16 protein-coding genes are annotated in these 15,427 nt (G+C 46.1%); 6 read left to right on the plus strand and 10 right to left on the minus strand.

The genetic code is table 11. The features are described 5' to 3' along the window. Nucleotides 1–46: 46 nt before the first annotated feature. The 6 genes from QUA80_RS15320 to QUA80_RS15345 form a co-directional block, all read right to left on the minus strand. Nucleotides 47–508: an SRPBCC family protein gene (locus tag QUA80_RS15320; protein ID WP_333425833.1), complete on the minus strand. Its 462-nt coding sequence runs from the start codon at nt 506–508 to the stop codon at nt 47–49. Between the two features lie 13 nt (nt 509–521). Beyond that, on the minus strand, nt 522–872 hold the full coding sequence (locus tag QUA80_RS15325; RefSeq protein ID WP_333425835.1) for a transcriptional regulator: 351 nt from the start codon (nt 870–872) through the stop codon (nt 522–524). Beyond that, on the minus strand, nt 865–1,182 hold the full coding sequence (locus QUA80_RS15330) for a type II toxin-antitoxin system RelE/ParE family toxin (RefSeq protein WP_333425930.1): 318 nt from the start codon (nt 1,180–1,182) through the stop codon (nt 865–867). The genes QUA80_RS15325 and QUA80_RS15330 overlap by 8 nt, the downstream gene beginning before the upstream one ends. A 125-nt stretch (nt 1,183–1,307) precedes the next feature. Continuing rightward, nucleotides 1,308–2,945 (minus strand): radical SAM protein, encoded by a 1,638-nt coding sequence (locus tag QUA80_RS15335; protein WP_333425837.1) that lies wholly within the window; start codon nt 2,943–2,945, stop codon nt 1,308–1,310. Between the two features lie 432 nt (nt 2,946–3,377). Further along, nucleotides 3,378–3,890, minus strand: coding sequence for a signal peptidase II (gene lspA, locus QUA80_RS15340; RefSeq protein ID WP_333425839.1), 513 nt, complete (start codon nt 3,888–3,890; stop codon nt 3,378–3,380). 246 nt (nt 3,891–4,136) lie between these two features. Then, complete coding sequence (locus QUA80_RS15345) at nt 4,137–4,715, minus strand: biotin transporter BioY (RefSeq protein ID WP_333239852.1); 579 nt, start codon at nt 4,713–4,715, stop codon at nt 4,137–4,139. 383 nt (nt 4,716–5,098) lie between these two features. Between QUA80_RS15345 and pstS the strand changes: the two genes are divergently transcribed. The 4 genes from pstS (at nt 5,099) to pstB (ending at nt 9,511) form a co-directional block, all read left to right on the plus strand. Beyond that, complete coding sequence (pstS, locus tag QUA80_RS15350; protein WP_333425841.1) at nt 5,099–6,286, plus strand: phosphate ABC transporter substrate-binding protein PstS; 1,188 nt, start codon at nt 5,099–5,101, stop codon at nt 6,284–6,286. A gap of 448 nt (nt 6,287–6,734) precedes the next feature. Further along, entirely contained in the window at nt 6,735–7,691 is a 957-nt protein-coding gene (gene pstC / locus QUA80_RS15355) for a phosphate ABC transporter permease subunit PstC (RefSeq protein ID WP_333425843.1), read from the plus strand. A gap of 34 nt (nt 7,692–7,725) precedes the next feature. Then, on the plus strand, nt 7,726–8,619 hold the full coding sequence (gene pstA, locus QUA80_RS15360) for a phosphate ABC transporter permease PstA (RefSeq protein ID WP_333425845.1): 894 nt from the start codon (nt 7,726–7,728) through the stop codon (nt 8,617–8,619). A gap of 91 nt (nt 8,620–8,710) precedes the next feature. After that, a complete protein-coding gene (gene pstB, locus QUA80_RS15365; RefSeq protein ID WP_333425847.1) occupies nt 8,711–9,511 on the plus strand; it encodes a phosphate ABC transporter ATP-binding protein PstB in 801 nt (266 codons plus the stop codon). Between the two features lie 231 nt (nt 9,512–9,742). On the opposite strand, the gene QUA80_RS15370 is transcribed toward pstB, so the two are convergent. Next, nucleotides 9,743–9,913: an NblA/ycf18 family protein gene (locus tag QUA80_RS15370; RefSeq protein WP_015176817.1), complete on the minus strand. Its 171-nt coding sequence runs from the start codon at nt 9,911–9,913 to the stop codon at nt 9,743–9,745. Nucleotides 9,914–10,140: 227 nt separating this feature from the next. Between QUA80_RS15370 and QUA80_RS15375 the strand changes: the two genes are divergently transcribed. Then, nucleotides 10,141–10,737 carry a phycobiliprotein lyase gene (locus QUA80_RS15375; RefSeq protein ID WP_333425849.1) on the plus strand — a complete coding sequence of 199 codons (597 nt, stop codon included), beginning with the start codon at nt 10,141–10,143 and terminating at the stop codon, nt 10,735–10,737. Between the two features lie 415 nt (nt 10,738–11,152). After that, nucleotides 11,153–11,914: a phycobilisome rod-core linker polypeptide gene (locus QUA80_RS15380; RefSeq protein WP_333425851.1), complete on the plus strand. Its 762-nt coding sequence runs from the start codon at nt 11,153–11,155 to the stop codon at nt 11,912–11,914. Between the two features lie 364 nt (nt 11,915–12,278). Here the strand turns inward: QUA80_RS15380 and QUA80_RS15385 are convergent, their stop codons facing one another. The 3 genes from QUA80_RS15385 to QUA80_RS15395 all read right to left on the minus strand — a co-directional run bounded on the left by QUA80_RS15385 (nt 12,279) and on the right by QUA80_RS15395 (nt 15,353). Continuing rightward, nucleotides 12,279–12,713 carry a hypothetical protein gene (locus QUA80_RS15385; RefSeq protein WP_333425853.1) on the minus strand — a complete coding sequence of 145 codons (435 nt, stop codon included), beginning with the start codon at nt 12,711–12,713 and terminating at the stop codon, nt 12,279–12,281. 30 nt (nt 12,714–12,743) lie between these two features. Further along, nucleotides 12,744–13,709, minus strand: a complete 966-nt coding sequence (locus QUA80_RS15390) for an RluA family pseudouridine synthase (RefSeq protein WP_333425855.1) — start codon at nt 13,707–13,709, stop codon at nt 12,744–12,746. A gap of 195 nt (nt 13,710–13,904) precedes the next feature. Beyond that, nucleotides 13,905–15,353 carry a RecQ family ATP-dependent DNA helicase gene (locus tag QUA80_RS15395; protein WP_333425857.1) on the minus strand — a complete coding sequence of 483 codons (1,449 nt, stop codon included), beginning with the start codon at nt 15,351–15,353 and terminating at the stop codon, nt 13,905–13,907. Nucleotides 15,354–15,427 lie beyond the last annotated feature (74 nt).

Raw genomic sequence — 15,427 nt, forward strand, 5'->3', positions numbered from 1 at the left:
CTAAACAAAAATTGTACTCGCTTCACCACAGAAGGTACACTAATATTCAGGCGTTGTTTTGATGTTTTTCGCACTCGATTTTTGTAACTTCGTGGCGATAGCGAAACATATCTGTTAACCGCATTTCTACCCACCAACCTAACAGCAAATCGACAATCGGGCCGCCCGGAATCGAAAATGCGATCGCATCTGTCAATCTAGTCTTGCCATTTTCTGAGGTAAACTCGTGTCGGTGACTCCAACTTGCCATCGGCCCCTCCGTTTGTTCGTCAACAAACAAGCGATATTGTTCGCACTCAGTGTGAGTCGCCACCCATTTTACAGGAATCGGCCCCAATAACAGACGAAATTCTGATACAGCACCCACATCGAGTCCCCCTTCGCGGCGAATGATTTTCACCGGTTGCCAAGGCGGAGTCAAAAGTTGCAGAATGTCGGGCCTTTCGTGAAAGTTCCAGACTGCTTCTACGGTGGCATTAATCAGGGATGAATATCGAAACTTAGGCATTTTCTAGATTAAGTTAAACAGTTATTTCCGATCGCGTTTCAGCATTTGCAGTATTATCCTCTGTATCAGTACAAACAGCAACAGTTAGTTTCAATCCCAAAGCCTTCAGCCAAGTTCCCAGATTATAAATCACATCACTTCCTTGCTGCGACAGGAATTCATCCAGTTTTTTTAAGTGTACTTCATATTGTTCAGGAGTCATTTTTGGTTGACCTAGAGCTTCTGCTACATTGTTAAGTACCATTTTTAGCAGTTCTGCCTCGGGTTTTTCTTCTTCAAAAAAAGCCTCTAGATACATAGCAGAATCTATTGGTTTTTTGAGAAATTGTATTAGTGAGGGATGGTAAGGTAAACTTTTAGGCATTATCTTCACTCCTGTAATCAGTCCAGTATTTGATAGCTTGCTGTATGTCTCGGTCTTGAGTGCTTTTATCCCCGCCTATTAAAAGCAGGATAATAGTTGTGCCGACTTGTCCGAAATAGATTCGGTATCCAGGGCCATAATCTATTTTTAATTTATAGACTCCTTCTCCAACAAATCGATAATCTCCGAGATTGCCGAGTTGAACTCTGTCTAATCTCAACCTAATTCTAGCTTTAGCTTTGCCATCTCGGAGAACATTAAACCATTCCTCGAAAGGCACTCTGTTGTCTGGCGTAGTATAACGCTGAATTTATTTCGGTTGGACTTCGGGCATAATTGTATTATAGTACGTCGCTCCTTATTTCATCTTGTTAAGTTAGCTTTCGAGCTACTTACTTCCAAAGATGCGATCGCACTTTCGCCTCCCGTCATTTCCTAACTCGTCAACTGCAAATCCTCCATCTTAAAATAACTCCTAGCCTCAGCCAAATGCTTCTTTAAAGTCGCTTCCGGTAGCGGCCCTTTTAAATGACTCCAAGGCAAAACCTGCTCCAATTCCCACTCTTGAAAAACATAAAAATCCATCTCCGGCAACTGTCCCCGCAACTCCTTAAACGCCCGCCGATAACTGCCCAAAGTATCGCCGTAATGCCGCACTAATTCCAACAGCCGAGACAACCGCCGATCGCCCCTGGAGAGCAAGCCCTGAATCACCGACCAGTTATAGCTTTCAGGTCTAAATTCTAAACCCAGCTTACGCAATTCTTTATCTAAAAACTTCAGCCTCTTCTCCGCATCTTTATTCACTCCAAACCACTGAAAAGGAGTGTGAGATTTCGGGACAAAAGTGCTGCATCCCAGAGTCAACCGCAAACCGGGAACAGCTTTTTTAATCGCCCGCATCATCGCCACCGTCTCTTCTAAATCCTCTATTTCTTCGCCGGGAATTCCCGCCATGCCGTAAAGTTTAATTCCCTTTAAGCCGCCAGCTTTAGCATTGCTCGCAGCTTGGATAATCTCGTCATTGGTAAGTTTTTTATTGACTATTTTGCGGAGGCGATCGCTCCCGCTTTCCACCGCAATCGTCACAGATTTGCTGTCTCTGTTTGTCAATATTTCTGCCAATTTAACTGTCACCGTATTCGTCCGTACCGAAGAAAGACTCAACCGCACGCCGTCGTACTTCGGATAATTCAAACGATCCAGCAACTCTTCAAATTCCGGGTGCTGAGTGACAGAAGCACCCAACAAACCCAAACGATTAGTCACAGCTAAACCGCGATCGATCGCCGGAATTAGCGAACCCTCCAAACTCGCAGTTCTAAACGGCAAAGTCAGATAACTTGCCAAACAAAAACGGCACATTTCTGGACAACTCCGAACCACTTCCACCATGTAAATATTTTCCCAAGCCGCTTTTTCTGTCACCACAGTGGAAGCAGATAAAGTATTGCCGCGATAAGTCTGTTTTTCAACCATACTGGGAATTCCCGCATCGACAGGCTGAATCGATTTAATCCCCTCAGTCGCATCCAGATAAGTTACTTCGTACAAACTGGGGACATAAACTCCCGGAACTCGGGCTAAATGCCGCAATTTAGTTTGTCTGTCGGCGGTACGGACTTGTTTACAAGCATCAATAAAATTGTCTATGAGATGTTCGCCATCTCCCAGCAAAATCACATCAAAAAAATCGGCAAAAGGTTCTGGATTAGCAGTAAAAACCGGGCCGCCGCCGAAGACGATCGGATGATTATCAGTTCGTTTTGACGCCCAAATCGGAATTTCTAGAGATTCCAATAAATTGAGAATATTTACATAGTCTAGTTCCCAAGAAAGCGAAAATCCCAGTAATTCTGGATGTCGGGGAAGTTGTTCGCGGATATCAGTAAATAAACGGCCCACTTCAATATCCGATCGCACAGCCAAAGTTGCCCACACTATCTGATAGCCGAGACTGGTAATACCAACAGTGTACTCGTTGGGAAAAGCAAAAATAGTCGGGATAGCATCAGCATCGGGGGTTGCTGGGGCAAATAGTAAGCGTTCTCGAGCAAAGGGATTAGGAGTCATCCGATTTTAGATTTTAGATTTTAGATTTTAGATTTTAGATTATGGAATTTATCCCATAGATAAATCCGGGGGTTTGTGACCAAATTGCTTTCGATCGCGCGCAAGTTTAGCCTTAGCAATAAAGAATCTAATTATAGCTCATAAATGACTCTAATCTTAAGTTGACACCTAGATATTCAGGTAACAGATAACTGACAAATGACCGAAAGTAGTGGGTTGCCAGGCCGCCGGATTCATCAGCGGATAAGCAAAAAAAGCTCCGCATCCGATAAACCTGAGAACGGTACAGCCCGTGGGTGGTTAATCTCAAATCTCAAATCGCAAATCTCAAATTTCAAATCTCAAATCGATTGAACGGTACAGCCCGTGGGTGGTTAATCTCAAATCTCAAATCTCAAATCTCAAATCTCAAATCGATTGATTTATTAAAAGTTACTCTGAAATAGAATTGCGATCGTCCTGATTTTTCGGAGTCGGCGGTGCACTGTGAAAAGTTGCAATCAGCAAACAGACAATCCCAGCATTAATAAACACATCGGCCAGATTAAACACCGGGAACCGAATCAGCCGAAAATCGATAAAATCTACAACATGGCCCGAAATAAATCGATCGATCCCGTTCCCCAGTGCTCCCCCCAAAATCAAACCGTAGCCAGCTTGTTCCCAGCGGTTAATTCGCGGCCCGAACCAAGCCAGCACTATCAATCCGACACTAACGCCCAAAGACAGCCAGCGCAACCAAATCGCCCCGCCATTGCTGAACAAACTAAAAGCCGCACCGGTATTAACAACATAAGTGAAGTGAAACACTCCGGGTAACAGCGGCTGCGTCTGCGGAGGAACCGTCAAGTCAAAATTTTGCACCACCCAAAACTTAGCCAGGTGGTCTAAAACTAAACTGATAACAGCAGCCACCCAGAACAAGGGATTTCTTTTAAAACGCATGAATTAAGCAATAGAAAATGGGGCATCGGGCATGGGATAATTTACTCAAATTTCGCTGGTGATTGCCAGCAGAATGCCGTGCAGCAAAGCAATCCCAGCCGCAGCGAGATGACTCTCCCGTTGGGCAATGACAGTATAACCTTATTTTGCACAATTACCACTTACCTCTTCCTTCCTTCTTCCTCCTTCCTTCTTCCTCCTTCCTCCTTCCTCCTTCCTTCTTCCTTCTTCCTTCTTCCTTCGCACTTAATAAAACATCAAGCGGCGTAAAGTAAATGACAGCACTGCGATCGCACAAACTACCGCCAATTGTCCCGGCAGAGGATAAACCGAATATTTAAGAATCTCATCGAATAAAGGTGTTTTTTTTGCCGGAGGCAGCCAGTAAGTAAAAATCAGATAAATTAAGCCGATCGCGTGTACTGTGAACAAACCGCACAAACAGCTAAAAGCCATAGATTCCAGCCGCGAAGCCACCTTAAAAGCCACCCAGCCGCACACCCAAGCACCGGGGACAAAACCCAGCAAATACCCAAAACTCGCTTCTTTCAGATAGCCGATGCCGCCGCCTTGAGAAAAAACTGGCCACAAAGTTAATCCTAATGCCAAATAGGCAATTTGCGAGAGAGCCGCAGCATTTTTTCCCCCCATGCAGCCTACTAGCAAAACGGCTCCAATTTGATAGGTAACACCTAAAGAGTACGCCTGAAGTCCTCGATCGTCCCACAACCCAATCGGAATTGTGACAGATGCAGGCAAAAAAGTGCCTCCTATCGTCAGGAGCAAACCAATAAAAGCCCAGATTAATTCAATAGGAGCAGGCATTATCATCAAACGGCATTCGTCAAAAGGTTGAAGGCAGAAGGGATTCGTCAGATGCAAGCTTGAATGCCTGCGGCTTTTAAATTCTTAATACTAGCACTACTGTCAAAACAACCACCATTGTATGGTTTTCTGGTTTTTAAACCAGCATATTGTGATAATTTAATGGGGAATTTTGCGCGATCGGGCGATCGACTGCTGGTTTCCTTACAAATCTATCCCCCCTATACCTTATAAAGTCACTACTGTCAAGCTCATAAATCACATTAATAATATTAATTAATATTAAATTGCGATTGAGTGTAAAGATTCTTAACCTAACCTTTACTTTTGCGCGCTATGCTGATGCGGGACACCCATATAACGATCGCAGATTTTTTATACCTATGCTTTTTCGTCTCAACTTGATTAATCCAAACCGTCTGACTACAGCAATTTCCGCTATGGCGATCGCCCTGAGTTTAGCAGCTTGCGGCAGCGGCAGCACAACCACAAGCAGCCCCAGCCCCGGCGGCGACACCGCAGCATCCCCCGGCGCTTCCCCTGTTGCAGCCACTGGCACAGCAGCAAACACCAAACTCGCCCTAGCCTCAGACGTAGCCCTGACGGGGGCCGGCGCGTCATTCCCAGCACCCCTGTACCAGCGCTGGTTTCAAGATTTCAACACAGCCAATCCCAAATTACAGATCAACTATCAGTCAGTGGGCAGCGGTGCCGGAGTCGAACAGTTTACCAAAGGTACGGTAGACTTTGGAGCCAGCGACACCGCAATGAAAGACGAGGAAATTGGGAAGGTGCCAGCCGACAAAGGCGTGCTCTTGCTGCCGATGTCGGCTGGTAGCATCGTGCTCGCCTACAACCTGCCTGACGTACCCGAACTGAAGTTGCCAAGAGACGTTTACACAAATATCTTCTTGGGGAACATCACCAAGTGGAACGACCCCAAAATTGTTGCTGCTAACCCGGGCGCTAAACTGCCAGACCAAAATATCACAGTTGTACACCGTTCTGACGGCAGCGGTACGACAGACGTATTCACAAAACACCTCAGCGCCATCAGTCCAGAATGGAAAGAAAAAGTAGGGGAAGGCAAGACAGTAGAGTGGCCTTCTGCCGGTAAGGTTGGCGGCAAGGGGAATGAAGGTGTCACGGCTTCTATTCAACAAACCGTTGGCGCTATAGGCTACATTGAGTACGGCTACGCCAAGAACAACAATATCAAGTTTGCTGCCCTGGAGAATAAAGCCGGCAATTTTGTAGTGTACACCGACGCAGTGGGGGCAAAAACCCTTGAAGCAGTGGTACTACCGGAAAATCTCCGGGCGTTCATTCCCGATCCCGAAGGGGCAGAGTCCTATCCTATTGTTAGCTACACTTGGATGCTCGTCCCCAAAACAGTTGCTGAACCCAACAAAGCCAAAGCAATCGAGGCCATGATTGAATACGGCTTGAATGAAGGTCAAAAGGTCAGCCCTGAATTGGGCTACGTTCCTCTGCCCCAAAACGTTAAAGAAAAAGTAGCCGCAGCCGCTGACGGCATCAGCCCAGACTACAAGATTGAGGTTGCCAAATAGTAATTGTTGACTGTTGACTGTTGACTGTTGTCCGTTGTCAGAGGGAAAAAAACCCTTCGGCATTGGGCGTGCGGGTAAAAATCGCGAAGAACGAAGAGAGATATTTCTGTGGGGCGGGTTTTACCAGAAATATTTGTTAAAAAGTCAGGGGATTAATCAATCCGCCCCTCTTCTATGTAACAATCGGTGCATCTGTGTAGGGGCGGGTTTCACAAACCATAATTGCCTAAAATCAATAATCCGATAAACCCGCCCCACCCAACGGTAAATCGCCTTCTACCTCTTTCAAAATACAACGGGCGGGTTTTACCAGAAATATTTGTTGAAAAGTCAGGGGATTAATCAACCCGCCCCTCTGTGATTTTATTTATCGTCTTTCTTTCTGCTTCCTTCTAGCTTTTTCCGAAACAGGCTATTTTCCGCTACTATATATTTGGTTTTTTTTTCTATGATTTCAGATACTAACAGCGCTCAATCACAGAGCCGATCGCGCTCTGGGGCAGAAAAATCCTTAGACCAAGGCTTTATCTGGCTCACGCGGATTTTGGGCATAGGAGTTGGTGTAATTTTGCTGGTAATCGCCCTCACCGTTGCTTACAGGGCTGTACCGGCGATTCAACAGTACGGTTTGGGCTTTCTATTTGGCAGTAGCTGGAATCCGGTTAAAGAAGAGTACGGTGCGCTGCCGATGATTTACGGGACGATCGTCAGTTCGGCGATCGCGCTCCTAATTGCAGTACCATTAGGAGTAGGGACTGCAATCTTCTTGAGCGAAGATTTTTTGCCGCTGCCAGTCCGCACAGCTTTGGTTTTTTTAGTAGAACTTTTAGCTGCCATTCCCAGCGTAGTCTACGGTTTGTGGGGAATTGCTGTACTGATTCCCCTGATTACCACTCTCGGCAAGTTTCTCAACGGCACTTTCGGATGGCTGCCGATTTTTAGCACTCCGCCAGTCGGCCCGGGAATGTTGCCAGCCGGAGTAATTTTGGGAATCATGACTTTGCCCATTATTACTGCTATCTCCCGCGACTCTTTGGCAAGTCTCCCGCCCGAATTGCGGCAAGCATCTCTCGGTTTGGGAGCAACTCGCTGGACAACAATTTTTAGAGTGCTCGTACCGGCGGCTTTTTCCGGCATTGTCGGCGGAATTATGCTCGGGCTCGGTCGCGCTATGGGAGAAACAATGGCTGCAACTCTGTTAATTGGCAATTCCAATCAGTTAAGTCTTTCTGTGCTAGCTCCTGCAAATACTATTGCTTCTCTGATGGCAAATCAGTTTGCGGAAGCATCGGGGTTGCAAGTAGCAGCTCTGATGTACACTGGGCTGATTCTGTTTATTCTGACGCTGATTGTTAATATTTTGGCAGAGTGGATTGTTTCTCAAGTAAGAGCAAAATACAACTAGAAGTTTGCCGCCATTTCCTACACAGTTTTAGTTTATGTCAAATAGCGTCTCCGACGAGAATCCTTTGGTATCGAAAACAGGCAGTTTGAAAAAGGTTAAAAACAGCCCGCAAGCGCTGTTTAATCTGGCGATGACTGTACTGGCTGGAGCTAGTCTGGCAATCACTCTGCTGCCTTTGTTTGCAGTGCTTTCCTACGTCACGGTACAAGGTTTCAATCGCCTGAATTTAGACTTGTTTACCAAGCTGCCACCGCCGCCCGGACTGTCGGGAGGCGGGATTGCTAATGCAATTCTCGGTACATTGATGACGGTGGGAATAGCTTCTTTAATTGCTGTTCCTTTTGGTGTATTGGCCGCCGTTTATTTGTCGGAGTTCAGCAGCGGCGAAGTAGCTCGCTGGGTGCGCTTTGCTACTAATGTCCTCAGCGGCGTTCCTTCGATCATTGCTGGGGTATTTGCCTACGGTTTGTTCGTGGTAAATATGGGAGGTTTTTCGGCAATTGCAGGGGGTGCGGCGCTGGCGGTGCTGATGTTGCCCACGATTGTGCGGACTACTGACGAAGCTCTACAAATCGTCCCGCAAGATATTAGATGGGCGTCGGTTGGTGTGGGTGCTTCTAATTATCAGACTGTGTTGCAGGTGGTTTTGCCTGCGGCAATTCCGGCTATTTTAACGGGTGTGACCCTGGCAATTGCTCGCGCTGCTGGAGAAACTGCTCCTTTGATTTTCACGGCGCTGAATTCGCCTTTTTGGCCGGCAGGATTTGATAAGCCAACTCCGAGTCTTTCGGTTTTGGTGTACAACTTTGCAACGGTTCCTTTTAAGGCACAGAAAGAATTGGCTTGGGCTGCATCTTTGATTTTGGTGTTTATGGTTTTGCTGACGAGTATTCTTTCTCGCTGGGCTACTAACAAAAAAGTGTATTAAAGGGTGAGTTTTAAAAAGACATTCATGCACTTATGGTGAAGGTCGAATGTAACCCAGGTTTTGAGTAAAAATTCAGAGGATTGTTACCTGTATGATGATGGATTTAGACAAGCAAACGGAAACTGTTTTGCGGACTGAGAATATCAATATTTTTTACGGCGCTTTTCACGCAGTTAAAAATGTTTGTATGGAGATTCCTAAAAATCGGATTACTGCCTTGATCGGGCCGTCTGGCTGCGGTAAAAGTACAATTCTGCGATGTTTTAACCGCCTCAACGATTTAGTTAGCGGTTTTCGTTTAGAGGGTAGAATTGATTACTACGGTCAAAATCTTTACGATCCTGATGTTGATGCTGTGGAGGTGCGCCGCAAGATTGGGATGGTGTTTCAAAAGCCGAATCCTTTCCCGAAGTCGATTTATGACAATATTGCTTACGGTGCGAGGGTGAACAATTACAAGGGGGATATGGATGAGCTGGTGGAAAAGTCGCTCCGCCAAGCTTATTTGTGGGATGAGGTGAAGGATAAGCTGAAGCAAAGCGGTTTTTCTCTTTCGGGCGGCCAGCAGCAGCGTTTGTGTATTGCTAGGGCGATCGCGATTAATCCTGATGTAGTGTTAATGGATGAACCTTGCGCTTCTCTTGACCCGATTTCTACGATTAAGATTGAGGAGTTGATGCGGGAACTCAAGGAGAAGTATACGATCGTGATCGTTACTCACAATATGCAGCAGGCTTCTCGGGTTTCTGACCTAACTGCTTTTTTCAATGCTAAACTTTCTGACGATGGGAAGCGGTTTGGCTATCTTGTGGAGTGTGACAAGACTGAGGTAATTTTCCAAAGTCCGAAGGAAGAGTCTACTTTAGATTATGTCAGCGGCCGTTTTGGTTGATGCCCCGACAGCTTGAAACAATCGCGCTACACAAACTGTCGTCCCTCTCTAAAGACTAAAAACATTTAATTTGCTGAGTATGGTAGCGACAAAAAAAACTGCGTAAAACTTTTCTGAATTGAGAATCCCGTTTTCTTGGAGAAAGCGGGATTCTGGATTTTATGATTAAAAGCTCGATCGTACTTTTTGCAGATACAAGCCACTGATTTTTGTCAAGAAATGCTGAAGAGTTCACATATTCTTCATCCAATGTTTTAACAGGTTTTCTTTGACCATGTTTTGCCGCATAACTTCGAGCAAGTATTCCTGAGCTTGGTCTTGGCTTAAGCTTTTGACTTGTTCGCGTAGCACTTGCAGTTTGAACTGCTGCTCCATACTGAGACTGGTTGTAGGCATATCCATAATAGCTCCTCCAGTTTGCTGATATCGATGCGAGACGGATCGGGATGACGTTTTGCAGGATTTGTTGTGTCTCCTACATTGTAAACTATCATAACATTCGCTTGACAATATGTCCAAAGTAGACATTTTGAGACTAATTTGTGTAGCAAAAGTACATCTAAGTGGGGGGAGCTCTATCATAAAAAGGCGTAAAGACCGCGAAGCCTAAGCCAAAGGAGATAGTTTGTATGGATGCAATGGAGTTTTTTCAGAGCAGTGCTGGGGAGTGGCGATCGCAGCGCAGCACTCACCACCTGGCTTTTCGTCAAGCGGAGATTGGGGATTCAAATATTCAGGTAACGGCGCTGGGTGCGGATGACGCGCGCATCGCCGAGATTTGCCAGATGCACGAAGTCGATCCGAGCCGGGCTGCTGGGGGGGCTTTTGTGACTTGGCACGGCTCGATGGCGTGGGATAAGGATGATGAGAATCACAAGGGCTCTACGGTGTTCGCGATCGTCCCCGATCCTGAAAATCCGCGGCAGGGTTTAATGTTGCGGGAACGCGGCTATGCGGAAATTGTGCCGGTAGCTGGCCGTTTTGAGATGGATGACGAGGATGGGCTGCTGCTGATTACCGAATACGAGACGATGAGTTCGATCGAGCGTTTTTGGTTTGCTAATCCGAACGTGCGGATGCGCACAAGTACGGTAAAGCGCTTTGGGGGTTTCAGCACTTCGACTTTTTGCACCGAAATTCGCGTCAAACCAGACTCAGATGCAGCAAAGCAAGCACCAGAGGATCAGGCCGTCTCCACCGAGTTTTACTCAGCTTTGGGTTGGTAATTTGGCAGTTGGCAGTCAGCGCTTGGCAGATATTGCCGTGTTCCCTCTTCTTGCTTGTGATGGGACTTACGCACGATTGTTGAGAAACCGGGTTTTTTTACGAAAAGACGGGTTGTAGACCGCACGCGGGCGTAAAAAACCCGGTTTCGCACCGGCCCAGACGCGCAAGTCCTGTTGTTACCTGCTTGCGAAGCCGAAGAGCCCTTTACTTGCTTCGCTCTACCCGCTCAGCTTCGCCGCTGTAGCCTTCTTCCTTTTCCAAAATCAACAAATGTTACAGATTGTTGCAAAAATTCAGGAAAATCAGATTTAGATTGCGGGAATCCCCTAATCTGTATGTTGGTTAGTTGTATCATCACGCTGACCGATCGCAGTGTCAACTATTTCTGAAATTTGAGATAACGGAGATTTTAACGTGGCGCTACCTTTGATAAACTACGCCCCCAAGAGCCAAAACCAGCGCGTAGCTGGTTATGAAGTGGGGAGCGACGAGCAAGCTAGAATTTTCACAACTGAAAATGTGCTCTCGTCCGGGGACATGGAAAATTTGATTTGGGCTGGATATCGCCAGATTTACAGCGAACACCAAATCCTCAAGAGTAACCGCCAAAAGTTTTTGGAGTCGCAACTAAAGTTCGGCCAAATTACGGTGCGGGATTTTATTCGCGGTTTGGCGACTTCGGCTCCTTTCTTGGAGCGGAATTACCAAACTAACAGCAACTACCGATTTGTGGAAATGTGCGTGCAGCGCATTTTGGGTCGGGATGTTTATAGCGAGCGCGAAAAGATTGCTTGGTCGATCGTAGTAGCCACTAAGGGGCCTCAAGGCTTTATTGACGAGTTGCTCAATAGCGATGAGTACCTGGAAAAGTTCGGCTACGATACAGTGCCTTACCAGCAGCGGCGGGTGTTGCCTCAGCGAGTTGGAGGCGAAACGCCTTTCAACTTGAAGACACCTCGCTACGGTGAGTACCACCGCTCGCAGCTAGGCTTCCCTCAAATGATTTGGCAGACAACCGTGCGCCGTTTTGTTCCTCAAGAGCAGCAAGCGAAGGCTGGCGATCCGGCAAATTATCTGGGTATGGCGCGCAATATATCTACGCCTGCTACTCCGCCGCAGCGCGTGCCTTTGGCAAATATCAACATTGAGACGATGGTTCCTTACCGCCGCCGGTAATTGATTCTGTCCTGACACGATTATTTGTGTCGGGCGATCGACTGAATCGATCGGCTTTTAGGCTGAGAGAGTTTTGAGTCTTGAGTTTTGAGGTTTGAGTTTTTTGCTAAACTTGGAATCCAAAACTTAGGACTCATACTTTTTGGAAAAGAAGTTCGGCAACGAGCAATGTACCGGATTTAACGGGTAAATACTAGACTTGAATGGAAGCCCTTGTTCGCTCTCCTATCTTTAAATGTATCTGCGTTCATCTGCGTTGCTCTGCTTTCATCTGCGGTTTCCCTCTTGCATCAAAGATTTAGGCAAGAAGTTGAATGAAGAAAAAAGGAAGGGCAAAAAATTTTTATAGAAATAACTTTAGTGACTAAAAATGTACAGGATCTGGTTCTGACGGTAACAGACTTACACCCGTAAAAGCTGATTTGAGTGTATCAAAAATGTATTCATAAGCTTCTTCAAAGTGTCTGAGTTCATCGACGAGAATCTTGAAGTCGTGACCCCAAGGATAAACAGTCACAATGAAATTGTCAATAACTTTGTTAAGGCTCAAATATATTGTGACTGTTTCGCGCTCGCCCTTTTCGGGATTTTCGGGATTTTCACAGATATTTATAATACCATTAAAATGCAGTACGCCATCTCCGTCAAACTTCTGATTTTGTTTTTCAATTTGGCATTCCAAATAATCGCTCATTTGCTTGATAAAAATTTCACTAAAATCCTGACAAGCTTCGCAGGATTCGCGGTATGCTTGCCGGGATGCGGCATAAGCTTTGCAAAGTTCCTCAAATTTCGACATAGAAATTACCAGTGTTAACTGCCCAAAATATCAAATATTAGCTCGCAACCGCAATATTTTTAGCAGCGTGTTGAATTGATCGGGTAAAGGTGCGATCGCCTCTATTAATTCTCCTGTTACGGGATGCTGCAATGTCAGCCGCCATGCGTGGAGGGCTTGTCCGGTTAAATTGACGCCGATGGAACGGTTGGAACTGTACATCGGGTCGCCGACAATGGGATGTTTTATTTCCGCTGTATGCACGCGAATTTGATGGGTGCGGCCGGTTTCTAATTGATAGTGCATTAAGCAATAGTTGCCGATTCTTTCTTTGATTGTCCAGTGAGTAACTGCGGGGCGGCCGCCTTTTTCTACTGGTACTACCGCCATTTTTTTGCGGTCTGTGGGATGCCGCCCGATGGGTAGGTCTATGGTGCCTGTTTCGGTGCTGGGAGTGCCGTAAACTACGCCTAAATACTCCCGGCGGGCGGTTTTGGTTTTGAGTTGGGCTTGCAGGTGTTGGTGGGCAATGTCGGTTTTGGCGATCGCGATCGCACCCGTTGTATCTTTGTCTAATCTGTGCACGATTCCCGGCCGCTGAACTCCGCCTATTTCTGCTAGAGGACAGTGGGCTAAGAGGGCGTTGACTAATGTACCGTCTGCGTGGCCGGCGGCTGGGTGGACGACTAATCCGGCTGGTTTGTTGATGATAATTAGGCTGTCGTCTTCGTAGAGAATGTCGAGGGGAATTGCTTCGGGCTGCAACTTTGTGGGCTGGGCTTCCGGTAAAGTGAGGTGGATGCGATCGCCCGTTTTTACTGATATTTTTTTCGAGGTGCAGGTTTCGTCGTTGACTTTGACATTGCCTTGTGATATGAGAGTTTGGATGCGCGATCGGGATAAGTCCGGTATCTGGTTTGACAGCCAAATATCTAATCGCTGATTGACATTACTGCTATCTAATTCCTCTGTATTTTCTACTGTGTAAATCTGTGCCGCACTGTCTGTTTCTATCATTTACTTTTTACTATTTTTTGCCAATTCTGTAAAGCAAATATCTTAATCATAACATCTGTGAGTTAGTTCGCGATCGCACGGGTAGCGAGAAACCGGGTTGTTTCACAGCAATACTTAGTTTGGGGCCGCACACTCGGTAAAAAACCCGGTTTTTTGGGTCGGAGTGCTTAAGTCGTTTGAGTATACTGGTCAATTCTATCGACAGTTGTCACAGTGACCGCACCGCATTGATGTAGCTTCCTTGGTAAAGCCAAAAGCTTGCAGCAAAAATTGCCACCTACACTCGCGATGTTTGATATATTTTGCCATTTCTGCCGCTGCGGTAAAATTTGATTTTTCGCCTTTTTGCTGTGCGGATTTATCGATCGCATAATTAAAAGGATCTTGCCATGTTAATTGTCCGCTGCTGTGGAGAATCGAAAGGGCGATCGCGCTTTCGGGAAATTCGCGGGAAACTGCTTCTATATCCCCTTTAACTGGCAGTTTTTTGGCTAATTGCTGAGCTTCTCGGTATTGCGATCGCAATTTATCTTGAAAAAATTGTGCTCTTTGTTTATCTTCGGGATAAAGAAAACCCGTCGGTTCGCTAATCAATGTCAGGGCGATCGCCGATTTGCCGTCGCGTCCGCCTCTACCAATTTCCTGAATGTATTCCGATAATAGCAAAGGTGCTTGAAAGTGAACAACCCACCGGACATCTGGCTTGTTAATTCCCATCCCGAATGCTGAGGTACAAGTCACAAATTTAAGGTCATTGTTGAGCCAAGCTGTTTCTATTTTTCTTCGTAATTCTGGACTTAAACCTGCATGATATGCTGCTGTTTCATAACCTGCTGCTTTCAACAAATCCGCCAAGCTTTCGCTATCTTTTCTCGTGCGGACATAGACTAAACCTGCTTGTTTTGGTCGAGCTTTGATAAAATTCAATAACTGCTGTTTGCGTCCTCTCAGCGTCCAGACTGTTTGCACTTGCAGGTGCAGGTTAGAACGGTACGGACTTAGCAGAAATGCTTCTGGCTTGTGCAGTTGCAACACATTTTTGATTGTCTGCTGTGCTTCGGGGTTGGCGGTAGCGGTGAAAGCGGCGATCGCAATTTTACTGTTTGCTGGTTTAGCTTTCAACAAAGCAGGTCGCACTGTTCCCAAACGGCGGTAAGCTGGTCGGAATGTATCGCCCCACTGCACTAAACAGTGAGCTTCATCTAATATTAAACCGTTGATTTGGATGTGGGGCTGAGTGATAATTTCCCAAACAGGTTTGCTGAGTAATGTTTCGGGAGACAGGTACAGCAATCTTAATTTGTTTTGTTGCAGCGATTGCATAGTTTGTCGGCGCTGCTGTGTTGGCAATTGACTGTGGAGTAGGGAAGCGGGCAGATTGCGATCGCGCAATTCTTGCACTTGATTTTCCATCAGTGCGACTAGCGGCGAAACCACTAAAGTTAAGCCTGTTTGCAACAAGGCTGGCAGTTGAAAGCAGATAGATTTGCCACCACCTGTCGGCATAATTATAATTGTATCTTTTCCTGCTAATAAACTGCTAACTATTTCTCCTTGCGGTGGTCGAAAATCCTCGTATCCCCAGATTTTTTGGAAGGCGGCGCGGGCTTGATTTAATGAGGTTAGTTCTGGTTGGTATTTCATTTGATTTATCCCCAAACTAGAAGTAATGCGAGCAGTGCTTGCCTTAGATAATTAAATTTTGTGTAAGTTCTGAT

This window comes from Microcoleus sp. F4-D5 (assembly GCF_036704885.1).
Classification (GTDB): Bacteria; Cyanobacteriota; Cyanobacteriia; order Cyanobacteriales; family Microcoleaceae; genus Microcoleus.